The sequence below is a fragment of the Succinimonas amylolytica DSM 2873 genome, from assembly GCF_000378405.1.
GTDB classification, from domain to species: Bacteria; Pseudomonadota; Gammaproteobacteria; order Enterobacterales; family Succinivibrionaceae; genus Succinimonas; species Succinimonas amylolytica.
This window is the reverse complement of record NZ_KB899636.1, coordinates 1,445,143-1,470,564: the sequence shown is the minus strand read 5'-3', so window position 1 is coordinate 1,470,564 and position 25,422 is coordinate 1,445,143. Positions and strand designations below refer to the sequence as shown.

General features: G+C 49.6%; 23 protein-coding genes. 4 read left to right on the top strand and 19 right to left on the bottom strand.

The features are described from left to right. Window positions 1-1,228: 1,228 nt before the first annotated feature. The 3 genes from F557_RS0106575 to metF form a co-directional block, all read right to left on the bottom strand. Complete coding sequence (locus tag F557_RS0106575) at window positions 1,229-2,173, bottom strand: WYL domain-containing protein (RefSeq protein WP_019001448.1); 945 nt, start codon at window positions 2,171-2,173, stop codon at window positions 1,229-1,231. Continuing rightward, window positions 2,160-3,386, bottom strand: a complete 1,227-nt coding sequence (locus F557_RS0106570; protein ID WP_026297792.1) for a WYL domain-containing protein — start codon at window positions 3,384-3,386, stop codon at window positions 2,160-2,162. The genes F557_RS0106575 and F557_RS0106570 overlap by 14 nt, the downstream gene beginning before the upstream one ends. A 323-nt stretch (window positions 3,387-3,709) precedes the next feature. Continuing rightward, complete coding sequence (metF, locus tag F557_RS0106560) at window positions 3,710-4,576, bottom strand: methylenetetrahydrofolate reductase [NAD(P)H] (protein ID WP_019001445.1); 867 nt, start codon at window positions 4,574-4,576, stop codon at window positions 3,710-3,712. 585 nt (window positions 4,577-5,161) lie between these two features. Between metF and F557_RS0106555 the strand changes: the two genes are divergently transcribed. Both F557_RS0106555 and F557_RS0106550 read left to right on the top strand, forming a co-directional pair. After that, window positions 5,162-5,761: a DUF4124 domain-containing protein gene (locus tag F557_RS0106555; RefSeq protein WP_019001444.1), complete on the top strand. Its 600-nt coding sequence runs from the start codon at window positions 5,162-5,164 to the stop codon at window positions 5,759-5,761. A gap of 158 nt (window positions 5,762-5,919) precedes the next feature. Beyond that, the gene (locus F557_RS0106550; RefSeq protein WP_019001443.1) at window positions 5,920-6,786 is read left to right on the top strand and encodes an MBL fold metallo-hydrolase; all 867 of its coding nucleotides are present in this window, start codon (window positions 5,920-5,922) and stop codon (window positions 6,784-6,786) included. Between the two features lie 113 nt (window positions 6,787-6,899). On the opposite strand, the gene F557_RS21085 is transcribed toward F557_RS0106550, so the two are convergent. The 9 genes from F557_RS21085 to F557_RS0106505 form a co-directional block, all read right to left on the bottom strand. Next, window positions 6,900-7,622, bottom strand: coding sequence for a DUF2786 domain-containing protein (locus F557_RS21085; RefSeq protein ID WP_019001442.1), 723 nt, complete (start codon window positions 7,620-7,622; stop codon window positions 6,900-6,902). Between the two features lie 119 nt (window positions 7,623-7,741). Further along, window positions 7,742-8,893 carry a methyltransferase gene (locus F557_RS0106540; RefSeq protein WP_019001441.1) on the bottom strand — a complete coding sequence of 384 codons (1,152 nt, stop codon included), beginning with the start codon at window positions 8,891-8,893 and terminating at the stop codon, window positions 7,742-7,744. 189 nt (window positions 8,894-9,082) lie between these two features. Next, window positions 9,083-9,712: a COG4648 family protein gene (locus F557_RS19100; protein ID WP_019001440.1), complete on the bottom strand. Its 630-nt coding sequence runs from the start codon at window positions 9,710-9,712 to the stop codon at window positions 9,083-9,085. Next, window positions 9,712-10,938 (bottom strand): beta-ketoacyl-ACP synthase, encoded by a 1,227-nt coding sequence (locus F557_RS0106530; protein ID WP_019001439.1) that lies wholly within the window; start codon window positions 10,936-10,938, stop codon window positions 9,712-9,714. Before F557_RS0106530 ends, F557_RS19100 begins: the two co-directional genes overlap by 1 nt. Next, the gene (gene fabG, locus F557_RS0106525; RefSeq protein ID WP_026297790.1) at window positions 10,938-11,663 is read right to left on the bottom strand and encodes a 3-oxoacyl-ACP reductase FabG; all 726 of its coding nucleotides are present in this window, start codon (window positions 11,661-11,663) and stop codon (window positions 10,938-10,940) included. The genes F557_RS0106530 and fabG overlap by 1 nt, the downstream gene beginning before the upstream one ends. Window positions 11,664-11,690: 27 nt before the next feature. Beyond that, window positions 11,691-12,221, bottom strand: a complete 531-nt coding sequence (locus F557_RS0106520) for an ApeP family dehydratase (RefSeq protein WP_019001437.1) — start codon at window positions 12,219-12,221, stop codon at window positions 11,691-11,693. Further along, window positions 12,218-13,378 (bottom strand): beta-ketoacyl synthase N-terminal-like domain-containing protein, encoded by a 1,161-nt coding sequence (locus F557_RS0106515; RefSeq protein WP_019001436.1) that lies wholly within the window; start codon window positions 13,376-13,378, stop codon window positions 12,218-12,220. The genes F557_RS0106520 and F557_RS0106515 overlap by 4 nt, the downstream gene beginning before the upstream one ends. A 7-nt stretch (window positions 13,379-13,385) precedes the next feature. Further along, window positions 13,386-15,689, bottom strand: coding sequence for an MMPL family transporter (locus tag F557_RS0106510; RefSeq protein ID WP_019001435.1), 2,304 nt, complete (start codon window positions 15,687-15,689; stop codon window positions 13,386-13,388). Continuing rightward, a complete protein-coding gene (locus tag F557_RS0106505) occupies window positions 15,679-16,341 on the bottom strand; it encodes an outer membrane lipoprotein carrier protein LolA (protein WP_157617766.1) in 663 nt (220 codons plus the stop codon). The genes F557_RS0106510 and F557_RS0106505 overlap by 11 nt, the downstream gene beginning before the upstream one ends. Window positions 16,342-16,845: 504 nt before the next feature. On the opposite strand from F557_RS0106505, the gene F557_RS0106500 reads away from it, so the two are divergent. Next, window positions 16,846-17,736, top strand: a complete 891-nt coding sequence (locus tag F557_RS0106500; RefSeq protein WP_019001433.1) for a hypothetical protein — start codon at window positions 16,846-16,848, stop codon at window positions 17,734-17,736. Window positions 17,737-17,786: 50 nt separating this feature from the next. Here F557_RS0106500 and F557_RS0106495 read toward each other — a convergent pair whose 3' ends face one another. After that, window positions 17,787-18,299: a metallophosphoesterase gene (locus tag F557_RS0106495; protein ID WP_026297789.1), complete on the bottom strand. Its 513-nt coding sequence runs from the start codon at window positions 18,297-18,299 to the stop codon at window positions 17,787-17,789. Window positions 18,300-18,523: 224 nt separating this feature from the next. Between F557_RS0106495 and F557_RS19095 the strand changes: the two genes are divergently transcribed. Beyond that, the gene (locus tag F557_RS19095; protein WP_019001431.1) at window positions 18,524-19,402 is read left to right on the top strand and encodes an LD-carboxypeptidase; all 879 of its coding nucleotides are present in this window, start codon (window positions 18,524-18,526) and stop codon (window positions 19,400-19,402) included. Here the strand turns inward: F557_RS19095 and F557_RS0106485 are convergent. The 6 genes from F557_RS0106485 to F557_RS0106455 all read right to left on the bottom strand — a co-directional run bounded on the left by F557_RS0106485 (window position 19,399) and on the right by F557_RS0106455 (window position 25,410). Next, window positions 19,399-20,508 carry a lysophospholipid acyltransferase family protein gene (locus tag F557_RS0106485; protein WP_019001430.1) on the bottom strand — a complete coding sequence of 370 codons (1,110 nt, stop codon included), beginning with the start codon at window positions 20,506-20,508 and terminating at the stop codon, window positions 19,399-19,401. The two genes, F557_RS19095 and F557_RS0106485, sit on opposite strands and share 4 nt — an antisense overlap. Before the next feature lie 92 nt (window positions 20,509-20,600). Next, entirely contained in the window at window positions 20,601-21,029 is a 429-nt protein-coding gene (locus F557_RS21080; protein WP_019001429.1) for an ApeI family dehydratase, read from the bottom strand. Between the two features lie 9 nt (window positions 21,030-21,038). After that, window positions 21,039-22,607 (bottom strand): AMP-binding protein, encoded by a 1,569-nt coding sequence (locus F557_RS0106475; protein WP_019001428.1) that lies wholly within the window; start codon window positions 22,605-22,607, stop codon window positions 21,039-21,041. Continuing rightward, window positions 22,607-22,861, bottom strand: coding sequence for an acyl carrier protein (locus F557_RS0106470; RefSeq protein WP_019001427.1), 255 nt, complete (start codon window positions 22,859-22,861; stop codon window positions 22,607-22,609). The genes F557_RS0106475 and F557_RS0106470 overlap by 1 nt, the downstream gene beginning before the upstream one ends. A 648-nt stretch (window positions 22,862-23,509) precedes the next feature. Then, on the bottom strand, window positions 23,510-24,655 hold the full coding sequence (locus F557_RS0106460; protein ID WP_019001425.1) for a hypothetical protein: 1,146 nt from the start codon (window positions 24,653-24,655) through the stop codon (window positions 23,510-23,512). A gap of 494 nt (window positions 24,656-25,149) precedes the next feature. Next, window positions 25,150-25,410 carry a phosphopantetheine-binding protein gene (locus F557_RS0106455; protein WP_019001424.1) on the bottom strand — a complete coding sequence of 87 codons (261 nt, stop codon included), beginning with the start codon at window positions 25,408-25,410 and terminating at the stop codon, window positions 25,150-25,152. Window positions 25,411-25,422: the final 12 nt, after the last annotated feature.

The following is a 25,422-nucleotide window of genomic DNA, read 5'->3' as shown; positions in this document are numbered from 1 at the left end:
GTCAAACTGCTGGCGGATTGCGCACAAAGATCCTCCGAGGTCATGACATCTGTTTATTGTCTTTAATGATTCTGATGTTATTGTATTCAGTACTGAAATCATCTTCCCGGTAAAAAAGTTACGAACATAAAAATCATCAGAGACACAATCATTATGATTATATTTTTATGACAATAACGATACGATGGCAATAATCGGGATATTCAAGAATTTATCTCTGCAGGCTTGCTACAGGCACATGCAAGGAACTTAAGAAGTCATATGCGTGAATCGTTTTGCAAACAAACACGGGTTCATCTCATCTTAAGATATTGGTTAATGTCTAATGAAAGACATCATTATGGTTACAAACAAGGCGCATTATCAGCCGTTCTGACCATGAACTAAAGCATCTTGCGATACTCGCAGGATTCGAACCTGCCCTGCTCCCTGGCGAGGAAAAATTGCTGTCTGCGCCTTTAATGGAAACAAAGCGCTTTTCATTTCTGTATATCTGATGATAGTTGCTGTAAGCGCTTTTGATGATTTTATTGTATCCGGAGGGGCCGGTGGCTTCCCGGAAAAAATGTTGCGAACTGTCATTACCCTTTCAGATTCTCCCGTGCCCATCATCACTGGAATCAGCAATACTCTGGTTCTGTCAATAATAATGAGGGCGGGGAATGGGGGATGGGGACAAAAAACTGTGTAAAACTGCGCTCCAGAAAAAAACACCCCCTCAGGATATTCTCCCAGGGGGGCTGGACAAAGCACACTGATTTTGCCTGTTCTACCAACTGAACTATGGCAGTCAAAACTGCCAGCCGGACTCGAACCGGCGACCAAACGTCATAAAAACGCTGCTGTTCGTGCTTTTGATGTATCCAATATACTCCGGGGTCATATTGCTATCCCGGAAAAAATGTTGCGATCTTCCCCCATTGCCTTTGATTACGGGACCACCCGCCATTTCACTCTCATCACAAAAGTTGTTTTTGGGAACAGTGATAACTTCCGGGGCAGATTAGCTCAGTCCGGAAAAATACCCCCCTCAGGATATTCTCCCAAGGGGGGCTGACAAAGCACACTTTTTTGTTCGTTCTACCAATTGGAACTATGACAGCCAGGCTGTCAGCCGGACTCGAACCGACAACTTAACACCAGAATAATTTTTGCTGTTCGTGCTTTTGATAAACTCAGTATACTGGCAGCAGCCTTGCAGATCCCGGCAAAAAAGTTGCGATCCTGACTAGACTCCGTCATTTCCTGTCTGCTGCATGTTCCTCCGCCAGGTATTTGAAAGAACCATCTGTTTTTTAAGGCGTTCCCTGATAAGCTCGATAAAGCTCTCCGGTTCGGTAACTCTGATAAAGGGACCGAAGGACAGTATCCGCACCACCATCTCTATTTCATCCTCCTGATCATATTTAAGAGTTACCACATAATGGTCATCGCCAATCTTTCGGGTTTCCTTCTCCAGATGGGAAAAATGCAGAAGAACACGTTCCAGTGCATTGCGCCGATCCCTGAGCTCAAAGGTCACGGACTTTCTGACCATTTCCCTGAATGGTGCGGTTTCCCAGTCTGTAAGTATCCGGCAACTTTTGATCTGGGCCACGTTCAGCGTAAACCGTCTTTTATGTCCTTCCCCTATCAGTCTGAAACGATCATCCTTTTCGGAATACTCCAGGTAGAAAGGGGTTATAAAAATTGTGCCTGTCTCATGATGCCGGCTCTCGTATACCACTTCAAGATTTTCCCGGTTCCGCAGCGACCTGAGGACAGTTCTGAAGTTTTCAATATACCCGGAATCCTCACAGTCATCTCCGTCAGCATAACGGTCATAGTAAACAATATCCTCCGGAGAAAACAGCGGTTCCACATCCTCAAGTCCGGTCACATCCGGACTGAAAAGCCGGATACGGGGATCGGAAAGCAGAGTTTTAAGCCATTTTTTCTCCAGAACCGTCAGCGGAAGCTCAGGAATCTCCTTAAGAGGGGTGACAAGATTCTGATCCAGAAGATGCCATCTCGCACTCCGAAGCTCCTCGGGCAGTGAAAGAATGCTTTCCCCGAAAGCCTGATCCCGAACCATGCTGTAAAGCTTTCTCTCAGTAAGATTACCTCTGGCAGCCTCCCTGAGAATTGCCGCCGTTACCCGATAGTAGCTGCTGAAAATCTCATTGAAAATCATATCGCCCGACTCCGTACATGCGGGAAAGATCTGCAAAATCCCGGTAGAATCTGGAAACCACCCATTCGCGAGTACAGCTGATATCCGTGATTCTCCCAATAAAGCTTCTCAGCCACGGCAGAAGTTCCATAGGATCATAGACTTCCGCAGAAAACTTCCAGTGACACTCATCAATCCGTTCCACCAGACCGGAACGTTTTTCTCTCATCAGTCTTTGTACTACAAACTCCTCATCGGGGCCAGCCTGAATAACCATCTCAATACGCTCGGGATGTTCCATGTTACTGCCGGAAACCCCCCAGGAGCACTTCCGAAAATATTCCAGCCGGCGCTTAAGATCCGGGGGCTCCTCATAGAAATCCCCCACGCTGATTTTTTCAATAAAATCCGCACGCTGGAAGAAAAACCGTCCTTTTTTGCGGGATTCGACAAGAGCATACTGCCTTCCGGTCTGGGTGCCAATATACAGTTTGAATGGCAGCGCTTCAATTTCATGCCCGTCAGCTGTTACAAAGGATACAAGTCTTTTTTCATGTATCGCCCGGAGAATCTCGAAAATAACCTCACTGTCCAGGGCGTTCAGGATGTAGTGATGCTTGAACCGGAAAAAATCGCATTGCCCCTCCAGCCGATCCTGAATAAAAGAACCGATTACACCAAGAGGCATTACTTCCGCGAACAATGTCAGAGCCTCCCTCCAGCTTCCAAGATCCGGATTTCCTCTGCTGAGCTCATAAACAGTTTCCCGCCCGCGCTTTTTCTGAACAACAAGCCCCAGCCCTGCATATTCCTTAAGTTTTTTTCGTACAGTGGACTCATCAGGCTGATCTTCGTTCTCAAAACAGGACAGCATTTCCGAAAGCCGATCCGCTATGGCAGTAATCGCCAGAGGGTCCGATCCGTTTAAAATTGCCAGAAGATAAAAGTGAAGCGCAATATCCCAGCCTGTAAAACTCTTCGTCTTGAAGGCCCGGTACAGAGGATTCCGGGGAAACTGGCGACTGTCCACACTAAAAAACATCCGCCGTCCGTTTTCATCCTGGCGAAATGAAAGATAGCCTCCCAGCCAGCTTTCAATACGGCGGCGTTCATTGTCATAGCTGCGGGCACTTTTCCTAGTAAAGTCGTCCCGATGCTGAAACCCGTACACATAAAAACATCTGAGATAGGATCTTATGCGGCTGAAATCCTTGATTAGCTCGCTGTAGGCCATTTTCCGATTCTCCTGTTTCTTCTCATTTCCCGGTTTCATGCTCCGGTTATTTTATATTCCCTGAAAGTGATAACAAAAGTTTTCCCGAAAGGAATGTCATTTTTATGATTTATGGCGGAAACTGCCACTCGGAAACAGCACGGCACTGAACGGACTGATAAAAGGAGCTAAATCCTGTTAACGGATAAAGAAAAGGCCGGTTATGACAGCATTACCGGCACGCATAAATATGCCCTTGAGGAATTCCTGGGAATAAAAACTGATCGCTTCAACAAAAAGCCGGCATTCCGGAAAAACACCCGATAAGACGCCGGCCAGAAAAATCAGAAAAGATTCTTTATAGCGCTGGTCAGCCGGTCTGCAATCTTCGGGTTATTCATGGTATAGATATGGATTCCCTCCACGCCACTGGCAATAAGATCAATAATCTGACTTACCGCATAGGCCATACCGGCATCAAAAAGCGCTTCCCTGTCATTCTCGTAACGGTCGAGGATTTTCCGGAACTTTTCCGGAAGGGAGGCACCGCAGAGGCTAATCATCCTCTCTATCTGCGCCTTGTTGACCACCGGCATGATGCCGGCATCCACCGGAACATTAATCCCTGCTTTTCCGGCCTTATCCATAAAACGATAGAAGATGTCATTATCAAAGAACAGCTGAGAGATAAGATGTGTGGCACCGGCATCAACCTTCTCCTTGAGATGTCTAATATCGGCATCAAGACTTTCCGCCTCCGGATGCCCTTCGGGATAGCAGGCCGCACTGATGCCAAGAGAGCTGTTTTCCCTTACAAAGGCGATAAGATCTCTGGCATGTACAAAGTCATTTTTTGGCTCGGCGTTAGGATTGGAATCGCCTCTTAAGGCCAGAATGTTTTCAATGCCGCTGGCCTCCAGATTCCTGATCATTGTAAGGATTTCCGCTTTCGAATAATTAAGGCAGGTAAGATGAGCTACCGATTCAATCCCCAGCTTTTTGATTTTACTGGCAATCTCCACAGTTGCCGAATTTGTTACAGACCCTCCCGCTCCAAAGGTCACAGAAACAAAATCAGGATGCATACTGGCAAGAACGGCCAGAGTCGCATCAATATTTTTCAGAAGTTCATCCCTTTTCGGCGGAAAGATTTCAAAGGATATCACCGGCTTTCTGGTCTTGTTCTCAAATATACTGGCAATAGTGCTCATGATTAAATCCTCCGTTGTTTCATTTCCTTCCCGTCTACATTCCATGTTCTGAGACTGGCGAACCCGTATTATACCGTCAGAAAAAATCGCTTTACCGGCATAAAAAATTCTGTTTGACGCAGCACATGAAAGGATGCATATCGCAAACGCAATAATAAGCGATCCCGGGACTTAAGGAAAATGAATTCTGCCTATATTTCCTTATAAAAAAAATTTATACATCCATACCTCACAAAAAAATTTTACTTTCTCCGGTAGCCAGAGCGCCTGTAATCGCCAAAAAAGGAGGTACCTCCCCGCATAATCTTTGCATCGGTATTCAAAACCTGTGACCACGGACCTGATTTTTCGAAGGAAATATTCCCGTTTTGTGGAGCTTATGCCATTTTCTGAAAATAATGTTTAACTGAAATAACGTTTTCAGCCGGTTTTCTGTAATCATCAGTTTCCAACAGGTATAATTGGATTATGTCTGAACAGGTATGGATGCTGACTTGCTTTTCAAAACCTGATTATGGGCGGTACGGTGGCTTTGTTTCTTGCTGTCCCGCCACCGGACAAACCCGGCAATATAAGGATTAGACCATGCATAAGATAATCACTGCTGCTCTGCTGTCACTGGCAGTCTCCGTATCGGCCGGAGCTGCAGAAAAATCATCCGGCAACATCGTATACAGATGGGTGGATGAGAACGGTTCAGTGCATTACTCCCCAACAAAACCATGGGGAGTCAAATACGAGTCTGTGAATACAAACTACTCTGCCCATCAGAGAGAGATGATTGACGAATCAAACAAAGCCAAGGAAACTCACGACAGGCTCATGAACAAGGAGCAAATCAAGAACGATGAAGAGAAGGCCTGGAAAGAAAGACAGGAAAGACTTCAGCTCTGCATAGACACCACCTATGACAAGATGAGCTATCAGAAGCGCCGCATTGAGGATGACAGTGTCAAGCAGAAGCTGGACTGCGAATATACCTTCAGCCGCGCCAAGCAGAAATCAAAGTATGATGACTGCATTCTGAAGATCGAAAGCGAACGCATTGAAAAGGTCAGCCAGCTGGAACAGAGTATCAACCAGTGCATTGACGCCGATACCCCCAAGAAGATGATTCAGGAGGTGATGGAAAAGCACCGGGAAAACGAAGAACGGAAAAACGCCATTGCCAATGGTCAGCACTAAGGCAGACGGGCTCCTGTTTTCTGAAAAACCGCAGCACCGGGGGTAAGTTCTTCGGTGTCTTTTTTTGAGGTCGGAAACAGTCAGAAATCACCGCCCTCCGGATAACTTACCCCCTATCAGGAGCTCCGCTGTATAAAACGGATATTCCCCAGACCCTCATGAAAATTCTCACTCTTGTCGAAAACTTCCGCCGTTCTCCAGAAGAAAGCGATATCTCGCCCCTTGCACCGCATCCTGCCTTTACGGCCACGGGAACAGAACACGGGCTTTCCTTCTGGATCACCACTGAAAATCATCGTCTCCTCTTTGATACCGGAGCCTCGGATCTCCTGCTCGCAAACGCCGCCGTTGCCGGCATCGACCTTTCCCGGGCGGACACGGTAGTAATCAGCCACGGTCACTACGATCATGGCGGCGGCCTTCCGGCTCTTCTTTCCCGTACTTCCCGGGCCCGCATCTGTATTCAGAGATCCGCTCTGGAAAACTATATATCACTGCATGAAAAACCCCGCTATATCGGGCTTCCTCCGGAACTCCGGCTTCCGGATCATACAGCGCTTCTGACAGGAGATCTGGAAATAGACAGCGAGCTCAGAATATTCACCGGAGTCCCACAGAAATACCCGGCCCCGGAATTCGGACATCCCCTGAAAGTCAGAACCGCCTCCGGAACTCTTGTCAGGGATGATTTCCGGCACGAACAGCATCTTATTGTTTCCAGCCAGGGAAAGGCTGCCCTCTTTTCAGGATGCGCCCACTGCGGCATTGTCAACATCATGCATCGCTGCCGGGAACTCCTGAACCGGGATCCGGATCTGGTACTGAGCGGCTTCCATCTTAAAAAGAATGCCTCTCTGACCGCTGAAGACACAGCATTGGTTCAGAACATCGCCTCACAGCTTCTGGAATTCACCTCCGTATTCTATACCTGCCACTGCACCGGCAGGCCAGAATATGAAATCATGAAGGAAATCATGGGAGAACAGCTGCACCTCATCCGTACCGGGGAAGAATTGACAGTATGACAGGAATCGGAGCAGGCAATCAGCTATGTCCGGAACAGAAAACACGATACTTCCGGTTTTCTCCGGCCATTTTGAGTCTTCCGCTATCACTCTGAGGCCCAGACTCCGGCTACTCACCCCTGATATCCCAGAACAAATTCCCGGACATCACTGCCGTTAACCGGCCGATTAAGAGTTGCATTGAGACCGTCAGCCATGCCCTGGCGATAACCTGAGGCGTCCCAGCTGGCACTGGTCTGCCTGTTTTTGGTCATACCGATGTTCACATACTTGGAATTGCGATACGCCAGCATCATTTTCTCCTCTTCCGGCGTTACCTCCACAAAACCGTGCACCAGCTGAGACACTCCGGAAACCCACCCCCGGCAATAGTTGTCCGCTTTATCCCTTTTAAGAGTTCTTAAGTAGCCGTAGCCTGGAAAATCGCAGTATTCTCTGAGATACTTCTTTCTGGCAGCGCAAATCTGTCTCACGAGAACCTCGCAGACATAAGCAGCCATATCCACACGATCAGCCGGACCATATATTTCGTAACGTTTCCGGTAACCGTCGCTGCACAGTATGAAATTAACACCGAAAGATTTTTGAATAAGATTCAGGAACATATTTTCATATACCGGGGTTTTATTCATGCTGGACGAAAGCACCTTGGTGATTATCACGCTCCTGATTTCCGAAAGACCCACATCATCCATAGTGAGTCCGTTCTCCCTGAGAATCCTGATAGCCATATTAAGTGCCGTGGCTGCCTCATGAGGATTGGCCGATTTACTAAGACTTAGAAGCTTCCTGATTCTTTCAAGCTGTCGGGATTTTTTGTTATCGTTAGTAGTCAATGTTATCTGCCTTATTTTGCTGTTTATAATACGAGAGCTTTGTCAGTGCTTTGGAAAAAAAATAGCAGGTTATCTCTGATAACTGACTAGTCTACTCTGAATAGTACCGGAGTCCCGGCTTATTTCTTTCTGAAAAACAGCACCGAATGCCCCATACCCTGATGATCCATCTCGTAACAAAGGGAAAAACCCGCCATCTCGATAAGCGGAATCAGATCCCGGGCATGGTAGAAACGGCTGACTCCGTTGGCCAGAGCAGTAAAATAAAGAGAACTGGCATCTATCACCAGGGAAGCCACATCGTTCTTCTGCCGATCGCCCAGGATTTCATTTACAGCCAGAATAGCCCCGGACTTCGCAGCTCTGGCAATCCGGGAAACAATGAAGGATATCTGTCCAGTACTGAAACAGTCCAGAAACTGACTTAGCCACCAGACATCGGCGTCTCCTGGAAGTTCCGGATCCGGTTCCAGAATATTTACCGGAAAGACGTCAATCCGCTCCTCCCGGCCAGCACTCTTAATATTCCCGCGGGCAATGGCACACTGTTCCGGAAGATCGATTATGGTAACCCTGACGGCACTGTCATAATCCGTGGCAGCAAGGGCAAATTTTCCGGTATTGCCGCCCACGTCGTAAATAACACCGGGACAAAACATTTTAAATAACTCCGGGATAACTGCCGGAAACAGCCGATCCGAATAAAAATGGTCAAACGCGAACCAGGCCTCCCTGGCCTTCTCAGGAAGAGAGCTTAAAAAGGGATATATCGTATCATGGTCTTCGGTAAATATTCTGAGTCCCTCGGGCCTGCCGTTTTTTAACGATTCTGCAAGAAAAACAAGTCCCTGATAGCAGACGTGCCTGGTAAAAGACAGATTAACCCGGGTCATGGGATCATGAGCAAGATAGATTCCAACTTTTGAAAGCATAAGACCTCTCCGAATCGCCCCGGAGCAGACTTTTCCTTCTGAGACATTCCCCCCGTCTTCACCGGTAATGCCGTTGTCCTTTTCTTCCCTTTCAATGAGAATATCGGCAGTAACCGCCAGATCCGTCAGCACTCCCACGGCATACAGCGATATCCCGGTTTTTCCGGAAAGCTCTTCCCGGGTAATGCTCTCTCCCGGAGGAAGATCCGCCAGAGCCTTCAGGATTCCCAGTTCCTCCATAGCGGCAACAGCCTGGAAAACAAAAGGGCCCATTGCTATGGACTGCGCTTTTTTAAGAGCCTCCATGGCTGAAATATCATTGAATTTTTGAATGGTCATTAATAACTATGCATAATTTAAAATCAAAATCCAGACTGAAGATAATCAACAATCCACCATTTGCCAATTCTTTACACGAATGAAATGTTCTTTTCAGGCTTCTTTTCAAAAGAATATCCGCAGTTCTCCTTTCGGAGGCACGCCGGGAAAAAGCTAAACAAAAAAGATGAAAGCATTAGTTCCGCGTAGCTACCTGTCAGTTCGGGCCTTCATGAAACACAGCATGCGGATAAGGAACTCTCCTGCAAACATCAGTCCCATCAGCATATAAGAGATAATTCCTGTGTAAAGCATCCAATATTCCCGATTCGCCATCAAAGCCAGAAGGAGCGCGACGGATCCGTTAAAAATAAAAAAAACACACCATGCTTCCGTTACTCTCCGGCAGTACTTTCTGAAAAAAGGAGTCCGCTCCTCGGGCGGGACCTTGAGAGAGGCAATTCTTTCCACCAAAGGCACCCGATCTCCGATAAGGGTTCTTCCAAAAAAGGCCAGAAGTCCAAGGCTGACCATGGAGGGATAAAACAGCATGAACTCCGGAGACATTTTCAAAAAATACCCGCCTCCCGCCAAAAAGGCCGCCACAAGAATAACAGTATTGATATCCCGGGAATCCCGTCCTCCCAGAAAAAGTTTCAGCCCTGCCAGAATTAAAAGGTACAGCACCGGCCCCAGCCGTTCCTGGTTTCTAAGGCCGTAATAAACATAAAACGGATAGCCGAGAGACCCGGCCCAGAACAGAATCTTCAGAAAAAACCGGAAAACCATCACCGCAGGATTCCGCTTCGTTTTCTCTTTCCGAGATGCATTCCCGGTCATCAAAGTCCAGACTCCGGTTTTCTGAATATAAGCGAGGTGTTAACGCCGCCGAAAGCAAAATTGTTGCTCATGACATACTCAGTGTCCAAAAAGACCCCCTCGCCCCGGATATAGGCAAGATCCCCGATCTCCGGATCCGGGGTAGCGAGATTCAGATTGGGAGCAAACCATCCGGCACGCTGCATCATAATGGTCATGGCAGCCTCCAGTGCTCCGGCCGCTCCCAGAGTATGCCCCATATAACTCTTCAGAGTGGCCACCGGAGTCCGGTTCCCAAAAATACGGTACATCGCCTGACCTTCCGCCAGATCTCCCTGCACGGTTCCAGTGCCATGAGCATTGATATAGCCAATGCTCTCCGGGGAAAGACCGGCATTTTTTAAGGCCAGCCTCATGCATTTTTCCATTCCCGCTGTAGAAGGACTGGTTACATGAGAGGCATCGGCATTGGTGGCAAAGCCGACAATTTCGGCATAGATCCGGGCACCGCGTCTTACCGCATGTTCATATTCTTCAAGGATCAGCATGCCGGCACCTTCCCCCACCACAATACCGTCCCGGGTTTTGTCAAACGGCCGCGGGGTCAGTGCCGGATCCCGGGTTCCCGAAGTGGCGTACAGCACATCAAAAATCCCCACGGATAGCGGACTGAGTTCCTCGGCACCGCCAGCCACCATCAGATCCTGAGCTCCGCACTTAATAGCTTCATAGGCATACCCCAGGGCCTGGGCCCCCGAAGTGCAGGCGGTAGAGGTGGCAATAATCCTGCCGGTTATTCCGAAAAACAGAGAAATATTCACTGCGCAGGTATGAGGCATAATCTGCACATAGGTCGTGGCATTAAGACTGACAATATCCTTCTCTGTCAGAAAACCTGCCACATCCTGCATTCCGGACATTGCTCCGGCAGAGCTACCGCAGGCAATTCCGGCCGTACCGTCGGTAAGCTCTGGACTTCCAGCAAGACCGGCATCCTCTATGGCACTTCCGGCAGCAGTCACTGCCAGAATTCCAAGACGTCCCATGGAACGGGTTTTCTTACGGGGATAATCGGGAAGACTGCCGGTAACCGGAGCCCCAAGAGCACATGTCATGTTACGGTATTCCTGAAGCTCCGGCAGCATCTGCACCGCATTTTTGCAGGAACGGAGAACCTGCATGACCTCATCCTGTCCGCATCCCAGAGGGGAACAGAGCCCCATTCCGGTTATCACCACTCTCCTCATCAGCACATTCCTCCGTTTACACTGATAACCTGTCTGGTAATATATCCCGCATCCTCGGAACAGAGAAATGCCACCGTCCCCGCCACATCCTCGGGATTCCCGATACGCCCCAGAGGTACCAGGGGAAGCACCCTTTCCCGAAGTTCCTCGGAAACCATCCCTGTATCAATAACTCCGGGAGCCACGGAATTGACAGTAATCCTTCTTTTGCCAAGTTCCACAGCCAGCGATTTGGCCGCAGCGATCAGGCCGGCCTTGGATGCACTGTAATTGGTCTGCCCCCTGTTACCGGAAATTCCTGAAACCGAAGAAACCACCACAATCCGGCCTCCGTCACGAAGACGGATCATGGGCATGATACAGGGACGGAGCACATTGTAAAAAGACCCGAGATTGGTATCCAGAACCTGCTGCCAGTCCTCATGCGACATTCCCGGAAAAGCGGCATCCCTGGTGATGCCGGCATTTAGCACCACCCCCCAGTAAGCTCCGTTTTCGGAAATATCACGGGAAAGAACCTCATCTGCCTCTGCAGGATCCGAAACATCAAAGGAAATAACGGAAACCTGGCGCCCCTGATCCCGAAAATCCCGGGCCAGCTTCTCGGCATTTTCCCGGTGATTACGGCAATGGAGCGCCAGCTGAAACCCCATGCCTGACAGGCGACGTGCCGTAGCCGCCCCAATTCCGGTTCCGGCCCCTGTAATTAGAATTCTTCGCATGATTATCACCTGTTTTGTTAGCTGTTTCCGTTATATCCGCTGCAGTCCTGTCTCTCCGTCCCCGCCGTCAGTCTCAGCTCCGGAGCTCCATACGGAAAAACGTCCCCGGGCCACAGACAAAAGTTCCGGAGCATAATCACCCTTTTCCTCCGGAGGGGCTGAAAACCGCGCTTCAGCAGTCAGAACTGCAAAACCGTTTTCCAGAAGCTCTCTCTTTACAGTAATCAGGATCTTCTTTCCCTGGGGGAGCGATCCGGTACAGCAGGTTTTAAAACCCCTGACTGAAAGAAGCAGCCCTTTATCCATAGGAGGCTCGTTTCTCAGAAGCCGGCAGATCCCTAAAATCGCGGCGCACCCCTGAGCCATAACCTCCAGCACAATATGTACTGGCAGGGAACCGTCAGGGTTCAGTCCGGCCATGGGACGCCTCCCGGGAATATAAAAGGCAGTACCAGAATCAAGTTCGGGATCAGCCTCGATAACCCCGTCAATCATCAGCATCGGTTCCTTATGAGGCATCAGCTGAAAAAATTCCTCCGGCGAAAGATCAATTCCAATCATTTTCCAAACACCATCGACACATTGTTTCCGCCAAAGGCAAATGAATTTACCATTACATACGGTCTTTCCGCATATCTTTCACTCGCAGTTACCAGATCGAGTTCCGGAAATTCCTCCCGGAACTCCTCCGGCCGGTAATCATGCCGGGGGAGCGGCACACCGTCAAGCACCAGTGAGGCCACATAGGCTCCAGTAATTCCTGCCGCCCCCAGGGTATGTCCGGCAAGGTGTTTTACTGAAGACGTCGGAACCCTGTTCCCGAATACCTCATAAACAGCCCGCCCCTCCATGGCATCATTGAGCCTGGTTCCTGTGCCGTGAAGATTCAGATAGCCGATATCCCCAGGATCAAGTTCCGACATATCCAGAGCCTTTCTCATGGCAGCAGCCGGCATTTTACCGGAAGGATCCGGGGCTGAAATATGATGAGCGTCGGAAGTGGCGCCATAGCCCAGGAACTTCAGAGCCCGGGGTTCCAGCTTCTCCCGGGCGGCCAGTGCGATTCCGGCACCTTCCCCGATGCTGATGCCATCACGCTCCCGATGAAAGGGACGGGCATGACCGGGAGACAGTGCGCCAAGAGAATAAAAGCCGCTCACGCTGACCGCCGACAGGGAATCAGCCCCTCCGGTAATCACTGCATCGCAAATTCCGGCATTAATCAGTTCCAGAGCGCTGATAAGAGCCCGGGCAGATGAGGAACAGGCAGTAGCCACGGTATAGCATGGTCCCCGGAGCCCCAGCATTTTCTTCAGGAAGTCCGTGATAGTGGCCACCTCGTAAATTCGGGAATCAAAGGAAAGCCTTTCACCTCTGGCCATCAGGATCCGCCCTTCCTGTTCCACTTCGCTGATGGCAGAGGTAGATGTTCCCAGTACCAGTCCCACCCGATCCGGCCCGTAGTGCCGGATGGCCGCGGTTATCATATCCCGGGAGAGATTAATGCAGTGGGCCGCCAGTCTGCCGGTCCGGGAATCCGTATCCCCGGGAGCATTCAAAGGACAGGTCACTGTTCCCAGGTCAGCGGCAATATCCCCGGGAAGATAGCCCGGTATTGTCCGGAAAGCGCGGGAACAGTTATTCCTGATAGCCAGCACAGCCTCATTCCTGTCCCCGCCAAGCGCGGAAACTGCTTCCAGACCGTTAAGATAAATCATCTCAGTTTTATCCTCCGCTCCCGTCCCTGGAACTATCAGAAAAATCCGGTCTTCGTTCCGGAAAATTAAGCACGGCCGCCAGAACAAAAACCGCCAGAAGTCCCGGAGCCAGCATGCAGCCGAAAGAAGCCAGAACCCGGGTTTCGGAAAATGCCAGTGCACCGAATGCCGCCTCCGTGGTCAGCCAGGAGGCCAGAAGAGCCCGCCAGCGCGCCTGAAAATCTCCGGCACTGGCAGAAAACATGAAAATGCAGTAATCCGCCCCCAGTCCCAAAATCATAAACAGAGCCATAACCGAGAACAGTCCAAAATAGCCCCCGGACAGAAAAACAGCCCCCAGAATACCTCCGGACAGACCTCCCAGCACCGGAAGCAGGAAGCCGGAAAACACTCTTTTTCGCATCACCAGGACTAAAACCGCCAGAGCCGTCAGAAAAGCCCCCGCCAGAACCCCGGTCAATTGTACCCTAAAATCCCGAAAAGCATTATTCCACTGTGCTTGTTTGTCTAGCAGTTTCACATTCCCCCAGGAAAGCAAAGCCTCTCTGAGAGCCTCCTGTATTTCCGGGGCACCTCCAGTCCTGAGCAGCACTGCAGTTTCGGAAATCATCCAGGAAATACTGTCCGGAATCTCCTCTTTCACATGCTTCGCAGATTCCGGTATTTCTGGAAGTTCATCCAGAGGAAGCCCCGCACTGTCATAAGCTGCAGCCAGAGCGGGAAGAGCCTCCCGATAACGCCGGAGACTGTCCCGGGAGGTTTTAAGGGAGGGAACGGCATCACAGGGAAAATACACAGCCTTCCGGAGTCCGGACGGCAGGTAATCCCGTAGTTCCTCGCATTCCCGGATCGCCTCCTCACGATCCTGTCCGGTTACCAGATACCAGAAAGTTTTTTCGGAACTGAAAAGTGTCTCCCTGATATCCCGGTCCATCCCGCTCAGCACCGCATCCTGTTCCTGCATCATAGATACCCGATCGTCCGGAACAATACCAGAAGCAGCCCAGAGCCCCGCCCCTATAAGAAGCGCCGCACCTCCGAAAACTCCTCTGCGGAATCCTGGAACAGCGCTTTCTGAAAACATAGAGAACCGAATCCGCTGGGACTCCTTACGGGCCGGAAATGCCAAAGATCTTCTGCTGCGGAAGGGAATAACGACTAGGATTGCTGTCATCAGGGCCAGAGAAAGCGAAACCGCCGCCAGAAGAGCTAGCTCCCGCAAAACCAGAAGCGATGTCAGTGTCATGATAAGATAGGCGGCAATACTGGTGGCTCCGGACAGCAGAAGAGCGCCGGCAAGCTTTCTTCCGGCAGCAGAATCCCCGCACCGCCGGAACATCAGGGAATGAATGAGATAATCTGCGCAGATTCCAACCAGGGCCGCCCCCATTCCCAGGGTAATTACATGGACATGTCCCAGTATCAGAATCACTGCAGCCACGCCGCCGCCCAGAAACAGCGCCAGGAAAAACAAGGTTTCCAAAAGCTCGCGAAGGCCACGAAAAATAACAATAAATACCAGAGCCAGTACCGCCACGGAAAATCCTCCAATACGGGTCATATCGGAAACAGAATTCCCGGTCGCCCGGACCTGATAGAAAAACGGCGATACAAAACTGAGACGAACACCCAGGTGACGGAGACGATCCCGTTCTTCAAAAAGCTCCGCAAGAAGCCGCTCGCCCCTTTCCTGTGAAAGACTGGCTCCGGATGCTATTCTCCCGGTGAGAAGATAATGAATCTCTCCGTTTCTTTCCGTCCTGAGAAAACCGGAAGCATCCTGAGTGAAATTACCGGCCGGAATTCCGGCGAAATGCCGCATTATCAGAAAGGGATCCTTCTGAAATTCCGGATCCGTAAGGCCGCCAATGGGGCTGTAAACCGCCTCGAACACCGCCTCCCGAAGGTCATTTTCATTATTAAAATACGGGGGATAAAGATAACGGTGAGCAAAAATGTACCTGCCAGTACTGTCAAGAACCGCTGTATCGTCAGCAATAATTTCCGGGTAACGGCTCAAAATATCCGGTATCGTCCCGAAAGGAGTTTCCCTGCTAATTACAGAGGAGGAATCCGCTCTGGCCATGATAACGATTTCCCGGGCAATGCGTCCGGTAAAGCAGTGGTCATCAGAGACGCCGCTATCCGGAAGCAGCGCCCCAAGATCCGAGGTAATGCAGGAGGGATTTTCTATTACAGCAGCAAGTCCGGACAGAACGAGAAAAAGCATGCCGGCCAGAAAAGCCAGCGCCCGGATAAAGGCTCCCTTTCCGGAGACATAGCCGGAAGATTTTCCGCTGTCAGCGATCATGACACATAGCTTCCAGCCCGGAAGCGGGATCAAAACCGGAATGATCTTCCGCAGGCATAAATCTTATTCGGGTATGGCCGCCCCCGGTTTCCGCAATACTGATGCCGGAAATCCGGGAATCCGCGACTGTTAACACGATTTCCCCGATAACCCGGGAAACTCCGGGATCCCGCGGCAGCAGCCTAAGAACAGTTTCTGAAGAATCTCCTCCGGGAGAGAGAGAAAGATCATACCCGCCTTCCAGATCTGCTGCACGTCCGGAGATAAGTTCAGTAAAGGCCTGCATGGTTTTCGAGAAAAAGGGATGGGGTCTTTCGCCGCGGGCAGATTCTGGAACCCGGTAACGGTCGGGGTCGGAAATCCCCGAAGCTGTAATAAGCCACAGCTGCTTCCGGGGCTTTTCGGCCATCCAGCAGATTCCCGCGCCGGGAAATACCAGCACACTGCCTTCGGAAAACACAGTACGGTTCGGCCCTGAAAGGTACTTCTCCAGTGTAAAAAAAGCCTTATGGGGCGCGGCGTCCCGGAAAAGCTCCCGGAGAGAATCAGAAACCGGTGCCGCATTTCCGGCGGTTGCCGAAGCCGTGCTGGAATATGTTCCATAAAGCAGGAACAGGACCGGCATGAAAATGGCGGCCAGACGACTGAACAAAACAGAACTTCCAGCCCCTCTTTTACAACACCGCATCCGGGAATCTGACTTTTCCGGCACTGCTTTCACGGTTTTTCCTCCATTTTCACAATCATTTTCATGAATTCCGTTTTCAAATTCCAATACTGATGAAATTGTCCTGAAAGCTGTCCCCGAATTTCCAGAGGCTTTTCTGCTCCCGTCCAGAACTCCCGTATACCGCGCATTTTAAAACATCGACGGCAAATCAGGTATCGGAATTATTAAATCCTCCGCTGTAAAACTGGGACGAGCCCGGATCCTGTTCCCGGAAACAATGCACAGTTCCCCCTTTCGGACATTCCGCTCCGGAACCACTATCAGATTCCAGAAAAAATTATCATTTTTCGAAAGAAGTCGCAAAACCGTTCCAAAAAATCATTATATAATATATACCACCTATTAAATATTATGCTATACTATTATACAATGACTAAACATTACAGAATCTTCAGATTCTGTTTTAACAACAGGAGGTTTCAGAAGATGGAAGAAAATACTAAGCAAAACGATCGTCCCGGGGAGCTTGATCTGCTGTTCCAGCGGGTGGGAACCTATCGCGAAAGCAATGAATTTCAGGACCTTTTGCAGTTTGTAAAAAGATTCGGAAATCTGGCGCCTTACAACGCTATGCTGATTCACATCCAGCGGCCCGGAAGTGCCTACGTCGCCACAGCAAAAGACTGGCTTCAAAAATTCGGACGCACTGTCAGGCCAGGAGCCCGCCCGCTGCTGATTCTGAAGCCATTCCGTCCCATACAGTTCGTGTTTGAGGTACAGGATACCGAAGGAGACCGCCCATTCCCGGAACAACTGCTTAACCCGTTTAAAATTCCAGCCCCGGAACATGCACTAGCCTGCAAGGATGCCTTATCAAAGCTGCTTTTCAATCTTCCGGCCGACGGGATTTCCTTCCATGAAGCTGACAACGGATCCTGCAGAGCCGGATCAATTCAGCTGGCTTCTACGCATGCAAGGAAATACCAGATATACGGAAATAACAAGGAAGTGCTGGTAAAGTACAATCTTATTGTCAACCGCAATCTGGGTGTTGTGGAAACTTTTGCCACTGTGCTCCACGAGTTGGGACATCTCTACTGCGGACACCTCGGCACACCGGATCCCTCAAGATGGAAATCCCGTAACTCGCATGACAAAAACATTGAGGAATTTGAAGCGGAATGTGTATCCTGGATTGTCTGCGCGAGAATGGGGATTGACAGCCGGTCGGAATCATATCTTCACAGCTATCTGGACAGCAACAATACTATACCGCCCATCAGCCTTGACAGCGTGCTGAAGGCCGCCGGCATGATCGAAGACCGGATTTCGGGGCGTATTACCCCCTGCAAGGCACTGCTGAGGGAGAAAGCATAATAACGGGAGCCCCCGGCACCAGACTCCATCCCTAACACAGCAGCACCGCACTACCCCCCGAAAAATTCGCTGATGCTTTTTACGGACACCGGGCAGAAAAAGTTGGCATCAACACCGACATCATAGCGTCTAATGCCTTCTGCACGGTTTTTAAGATTGTACTCTGCGGATTCATGAATGTGTCCGTGAAGGTGAATGCCTCCCTGATGAATTTTGGGCCATGACAGCATCGGATAATGCATCAGGGTAAATTCCTGACCATTGTAGGATAGCGTCATAAGATCCCGGATCTCGCAAAAAAGATCCGGGTTATAGTTCTTGTCATGATTGCCCTTAAGGAGATACTTTCGGCCGTTCATTCTGGATATAATCGCATTCGCGGCATCAACTGTCATATGGTGGCATAGATCTCCCAAAATATACACAGTGTCATTCCGATGCACCACGGCATTGAAATTCGCAAGCAGACAGTGATTCATTTCATCCACATTCCGAAACGGCCGTTTTTTCATATCAATGATGCCCCGGTGTCCAAAATGAAGATCGCTGGTAAAGTAGATCACAGAAATCCTCCTGATAGTTAAATTCGATTCCCTGGACTGATAAACGGCTGACAGAGACTCGGAATGTAGCAGATATATAAGCCCCAGTATAACGGCCAGCCATTTTTCAGGCATTGACTGTACTAAAGGTATTCCATAAACTTCCTTAAAAAACAGCTTCCCATTGTCCTCAAAATAAATACTGTCTGCTGTGCAACACAGCCGGCAGGACAGCAAAAACCGCTATGATAAACACCATGACAGACTATATTGCCATTACCGGCTTCTCCGATGCTCCTCACCCGGAAAAGCTGAAACTGCTTGCCGCCCTGAAAGCCGTTCTAGAAAAAAACGGCTTTCACGTGATTACCGGGAAAACTCTTTCTGAAAGAATTCCCCAAACCCCTTCTCCGGAGCTAAAGGCCCGTGACATGGCGGAGATCCTCAGTTACCCGAATCTTAAATTCATCATAGATATCTCCGGCGGAGATACAGCTAACGAGCTCCTTCTGCATCCCGAGAATCTGATCTTTCCCGGCAGAAATACTATTTTCACGGGATACAGCGATCTTACAGTGCTTCTCAATGCCTTCTTCGCTGCCGGAGGAAGCTCCGGAGTACTTTATCAGGCGCTCCATGCGTTAATGGACCACTCCGGACTCAGACTGACGGAGCTTATTGATTTTCTTAAAAATCCGGATTCCCGGGCGTCTCTGGTCACTCCGGAAGGAAGATTCCGAAAACATAATCGTATGCAGGGAATCGTTATCGGCGGAAACCTCCGGTGCTTCCTGAAGCTTTCGGGAACTCCGTTCATGCCGAATCCGGACGGTAAAATTCTGGTACTGGAATCTCTGGGTGGCGGCCCGGAAAGAATTATCAGCGGCTTTGCCTCCCTGAAGATTCTGGGAATCACCGGAAGAATTGCGGGAATAGTGCTGGGAACATTTACCGAGCTTCAGGAAAAGCATCCCGGAATCGTGGTTTCGGATCTCCTGGCACCATTTATCCCGGGGGATCTTCCTGTCTGGGAAACCCCGGAAATCGGGCATTACCATAATGCCCGGGGGATTATGATCGGGCGGGAATATGTGTTTGAAGGATCGCACTGCTTCAGAATTTAAATCCTCTTTGTGGCTGCATCAGCAGATTCATCACCGGGTTTCCCGCCCCCTTCGCCAGATCCCCGGCCATGTTTTGAGACTTTCTTTCCGGAAGACTGCTCCAGTGTCTCATATTCCTCCCAGAAATCAAAAAAGTTAAACCATTCGTACGGAGCCTGTAACAGGAGCTCCTCCAGAAAACGGGCATAGCTCTCCACATAGCTTCGCAGATCCTGCTCCCGGTTTTTACGGGAAAAGCGCACTTCCCCCACTTCCCGGAAAAACAGCTGATAGGCCCCGTTGATCTTTACCGCATGGACGGTATATACCGGCTTTTTGAAAATGCCCGCCAATAGCCAGGGGCCCAGAGGAAAACGGGCTTTTCTCCCAAGAAACTCTACTTCGCAGGAACGGGTATCTCCATCCAGAAGCCGATCTCCCATAATAAAGATCCACTCCCCCGCATCCAGCTTCTCGCCAAGATAAATACCAGTTGCCGGTGTAATCTCCTCCGGCATAATAATGTTGAGACCGCTCTCGGCATTCAGAGTCCTGATACACTCCATAAAGCGGGGAAACTGCCGGGCATACATGAAAGAGCTGACCTTTTTACGGGAACAGGAAGAATTCATTCCTCGCAGCATTTCGGAATTTCCCACATGAGCCCCGATAAGGATTGCTCCATCTGGTTCCCGGGCCCGGGCCAGCATCCTTTCATGATCATGATTTTCGGAATTAAGCCGCTCCGCTGTTATCACCCCCTTCCAGGTTAGCAGCCGCTCGAAAAAATTTTCCGCCACCCGGTACACATGACGTCTTGTGGAGAGACGTCCGAGACAGATCCCCCGGGAGGCTGCAAAGGTGCTTACCCGATCAAGATAGATCCGGGAGCTTTTCCGAAGTTCCGGAGAAAATATCCAAATCCATAGCGAGATAAACCAGACCAGAATTAAAGAAACCCGCTTTCCGAAAATGTCATAGATTTTGAGAACAATTTTGATGCCAAGGACGGAGGTTTTCTCGGATTCCTTCCGCCATGAGGCCTCTTCAGTCTCCCTGATTCCGATCTCCGCTTCCTTGTGCCCGCTGTCTACAGCCGCATCATTTTCGGTTTTAATTTCAGACATCCTTTCCTGCTCCGCTCATGACTGGTTCCCGGCAATGATATTCAGTCAAAATCAGACAAACTCCCGCATTATTCACCAAAGCCTGCGGGATATCAGCCCCGCACCGGCTTCCGAAAGCACAGCTTTCCTGCGGCATGAAGATCCGCAGGTTCTGCCCTGCCGTCCTGGGACACGATCCGAAACTCACATTTAAGTGCCGGCTCATTCCAGGTAACCGTCAGCATAATATCAGAACACGGCAGCACAGGTCTCGGGAATTTAATCTGCGGAATTTCCAGTACAAAATGTTCATAGTCGAAACCAAAAAAATGCTTCAGACTTTTCAGCACCAGATCCAGCTCAGCTACCCCTGGATAAACGGGATAAGCCGCAAAATGGCCCTGAAACCAGACCATATCAGGTGGAATACGGCAGCCCAGAGATAAGGTGCTGCTACCGCCTGGGGATTTTATGACACCGTCCGGAACGGCATTTTCAAGAAGCTCCTGAGTTGTACGGCTGAAATCCCCGGTTTTACGCATAACAGCACCTCACTGTTTTCCAGATTCCGAAGTCCTGGCAGTACTATGCTCCGCAGCCATCCGGACAAGCTTCCGGTAATCGGTCTTGCCATTGGCATTAACCGGAATTTCCGCCAGAATAATAAACTTGCGCGGAACCGCCAGAGGCAGCATGTGCTTCCTGAGAATATTCCGAAACCCGATCATCATTCTCCCCGGACTTGTGGCACGTAGCAGGGACTGCCCACGGGAATTCAGCACTATGAATGCCTGCGTGCCTTCACGTCCTTCTCGTTCATAAGGAATAACCGCGGCATCGGCAATCTCCGGAATAAAGGCAAAGCAGGCTTCCACCTGATCCAGGGACACCCGGTTGTCCTCAACCTTGATTAAACGGCCGCTCCGCCCCAGAATGGTCAGGCCGCCATTTTCAGAAAGACTCACTTCATCGCCAGGAGCAAATACCGGAATCTCACAGCCGTCCCGGACCCCAGAAAGTCCCGCATTTTCAAGATACGCCGAGGCATACAGAAACACCCCCTCTCCGGATACAGACAGAGGAATTCTGCCGCCGCTTTCCGAAAGTCCCCCGGAAGCAACATAAAAGTGATTTCCGGGAACCGGACGCCACACATAATCATCGGCATTTCCGGTATAGCGCCAGGCCATGGCTCCAGTTTCAGTACTGCCGAAAATCTCCAGAATATCACTCCCGAAAAACGACTGTCCCTGTGTCCGCGCATGATCCGAAAGACGGCCTCCGGCAGAAATAAGAAGCCGGCATCCGGAAATGCTTCCGGAAGAGCCCAGTCTCTTAAGGAATCCCGGATTTACCACCGTCATAAAGGAACGTCCCCAACCTGCGGGAACAGCAAACTGTTCCTCATAGCGGATCATGGCGTCATAAACCGGAATTCCCGCAACCAACGGAAAAAAGAACCGGAACATAATCCCATAGGCATGATAGTTCGGCACCGTGGCGACGCAAAGAGAAACATTATCTTTTCCGATAATCCCGAGAGAATCGAGAGCCGCCACCTCCTTCATTAGACCGTTCAGCGTGCGGCCGACAATCTTGGGTTCCCCCGTGGATCCCGAAGTCATCTGCACAAATTCCAGCCGGGACGAATTCTGGGCCGCAAGCTTCTCAAGACGTCTCCGAAAATCCCGGCGTTTCTCCGCCAGAGAAACCTCCGAATAATCCGGACTTTCAGAAAATTCCGAAACATCTATAAACCGCACACTGCTCCGAAATCCGGAAGATACCTCATTTTCCTGCAAAACTGATTGCCTGCCGACAGCGATACTGCTGTAAGCCGCAGCCTTTCTCAGTCCCGCCTCCCGCAAGCCGCAGGGTGTAAAGGGAACACCCCCTCTGACCCAGACGGCCAGCATCCCCGCCAGAAGCTCCGAGGAATCATCCAGTGCCAGAATCACCGGCTGCCCGGCAAACAATTCCGGAAGCCGCGCCGCAATATCCCAGGAGGTCGCAAATACCTGTTCCAGAGAAAGGACTGCATTATCCCTGAAAAACGCCGGAACGCAGCTTCTTTCACTGCTGAGCAGCTCTTTCAGAAAATCAGGAGGAGGGACTGTCATCAGGAATTTTCCTGAAGCCGGGCACAGATAGTATCCACCACATCCCCGACGGTTTTTACCGCCTTGAAATCCTCCGGGGTAAAACGGCATTTTAGCTGTCTCTGAAGCTGGGCTATCATGTCTATGGCATCAATAGAATCGAAATCCAGATCTTCTCCCAGGAGAGCCTCCATGGTAATAAGATCCCTGTCGATTTCAAAATCGGTTTCCAGCATATCCCGAAGGTCGTTAAAAATTTCTTCCCGAGTGTTCATGTCCGTTAAGCTCCGTTAGGCTGCACGCCATGCAGCTATCGCCGTCAGTAACTGATAAAGGAGCCTCCGCTGCCCCAATAACCTGCAATTATACCTGTTTTCAGGAAGTTTTTATTGTTTAAAAGCCACCTCCGAAAAAGCATTACTGTCACAGCGCTTTCTCAGCGTTCCAAAACTGCATTGCCATAGTTCTCAGGAAGGGGGGCAGAAACCAGCCTGAAAGAGGGTGGGCTATTGTCCCTTATATGGTTATTCACAGTGTTATTCACAGCGTTATTCACTGTTTTATCCACAGTACAAAATCTCCGACAGCGCTCCCTGCTTTGGCAGTTCCGGTACCGGATTGAATCATCATCATGAGACCTCTTTTCAGAAATATAATTACCGGTCAAAATTAAGCCATTCCGCTCCACCTCCTTCTCATACCAGGCCTTTCATTTAAGCCCGATGACCATTGCCGCAGCCGGCAAACACAGCGGGGATGAAAAACCACATCGGAAAATCTGTTTCCTGACAGCATTTATTAAGCTCCGGTAATCCTGGACCGAAATACCAGGCTGTTTTCCTGCTGCCCCCGCTGTTATTGATCATTTATATGTCAGGACAGATACAAAAACCCGGATTCTGTTTTCAGAAGTCTGTCAGGAACTATGAATTCCAGTTCCAAAGGGATTCCCGATACTGGGATCTCAGGTAACGCGTCCGGGAACTCTGATAATTATTAAAAGCGAGAACTCTCCACTCGGGATGATATTTCCCGGCTGCCTTAAAAATAAAGGAATTCCTGTCCGGTGCTTTGTTCCTAAGAACATGGGCAATGCTCTCCAGCAAAAGTATCCGGGATCCTGAAGAGATACAGGTCCCTTTCTCAAAGCTGCCACGCCAGTCCGGAAAACCGGGATCGCCCTCATAGCTCCTGGAGGTTTTCATTCTCATCATCCGGTCATACATATCTTCAGCCGTCATTTCTGATTTGTCCCGGACACTGTTCACATAGGCAAAAAGCATCAGGGCGATCCCCTCGTTATAGGAGCCGGGAGTGCATCCCATAAACTCCATGGTTATTCCGATTTTTCCGCTGTACGGAACAAAGGGCATGGCTTTCACAAAACGGTCTTCGTTTCTTTTGACAAATTCCTCCAGAAGATAAAAATCGCGGGGACTGATCCAAAAACACATATGATCCACCCGGCGCTGTCGCGAAACCTTGGCACAAAACTGTTCCCAGCAGCCGTCGGCAAGAAAACGGACAGCCTCCAGAAAGATTTCCAGATAATCATCATCTGCGGACGTGAGATAGGCCTTAATCTTGGAGGAGGTGTCAAGACTACTGTCATCCCACCATCTGCTGTCCGGAGCTTCCCGTTTCAGAAACTGCAGATAGCTGAAGTGATACGAGGCATTTACCAGGAAATTCCACCGGGGATATCTGGCCTGACCGAACATTTCACTGAAGCGCTCCTCAGACATCCGGGAATCGTTATTGAAGGCGTACTCGTCCCTGAAGTTCTGCATGGCCTTGTACAGATCCTCATAACAGGCATCAGTACCGGCTTCGCTGCTCCTGATAAACTCCGGCCGAAAAAAGCTGCGAATATGCAGATTCAGATTCTCCCGCGCCTGGGAATCGGTATCGGCAGGAATCCGGTATCTGTCAGCAGTAAGCCAGGGTGATTTAAGCGGAAAACAATCGTTATAGAATTCCCGATCCGTCATCCCGTAAAGCTGCTGATCATCAAGGTCGCAAATCCGGCTGCGCTGTTTCCGGAGCTCCCGATCTTCATCTTTAATCATTATTATAAAATCTCCTTGTTAGATATATTATGCATGTATTTTCAAGCGTATAACTGCATTATCACGCCCTTTTTAAGAAATACAATTAATATCATATCTTTATAAAACAATCAGATATCAGAAGCATTGCAGTTTCTGTTTTGTGATGAGATTATCAAAGATTCACAGAATTGTTAATTTTATTGCATATCAACATGCATTATCATGTAACAACAATATACAAACCTGTAGTTTTTGCAAAAGATGAATTAATTAAAGAATATTTAAATTCAGTCTCTGAGAATCCTAAAAATTACTTCTCCAGTCAGGAAATTCCGGGCTGATTATTGAGAAACTGACCTTGTCACAATAAAAGAAAGGAAAACAGAAAATCCTAAAGTCTGAAGACAAAGTTTTTTCAGGCAAACAAAAAGGCCGAACCTGATAGTCCGGCCGGCAGAAAAAAACAGAGGGGCGGAGAATTGTTTTGTCCGCCGCCACAACGTTGCTAATTGCTAATTTTTACTTTCCTCAATGTATTCCCGCAATGTTTTCACGGAATAAAAATGCCTTTTAACATCCTCCGATTCCGGGTTAATGGTAACTCCAAAGGTATTTTTCATGGCCAGCCCCAGCTCCAGGGCATCGATAGAATCCAGGCCCAGCCCATCATTGAAAAGCGGGGCTTCTGTATCAATATCATCCGGAGTGATATCCTCCAGGTTAAGGGCAGTAATTATCATTTCCTTGATTTTAAGAGTCAGATCTTCGCTCATAACATCCCTCAG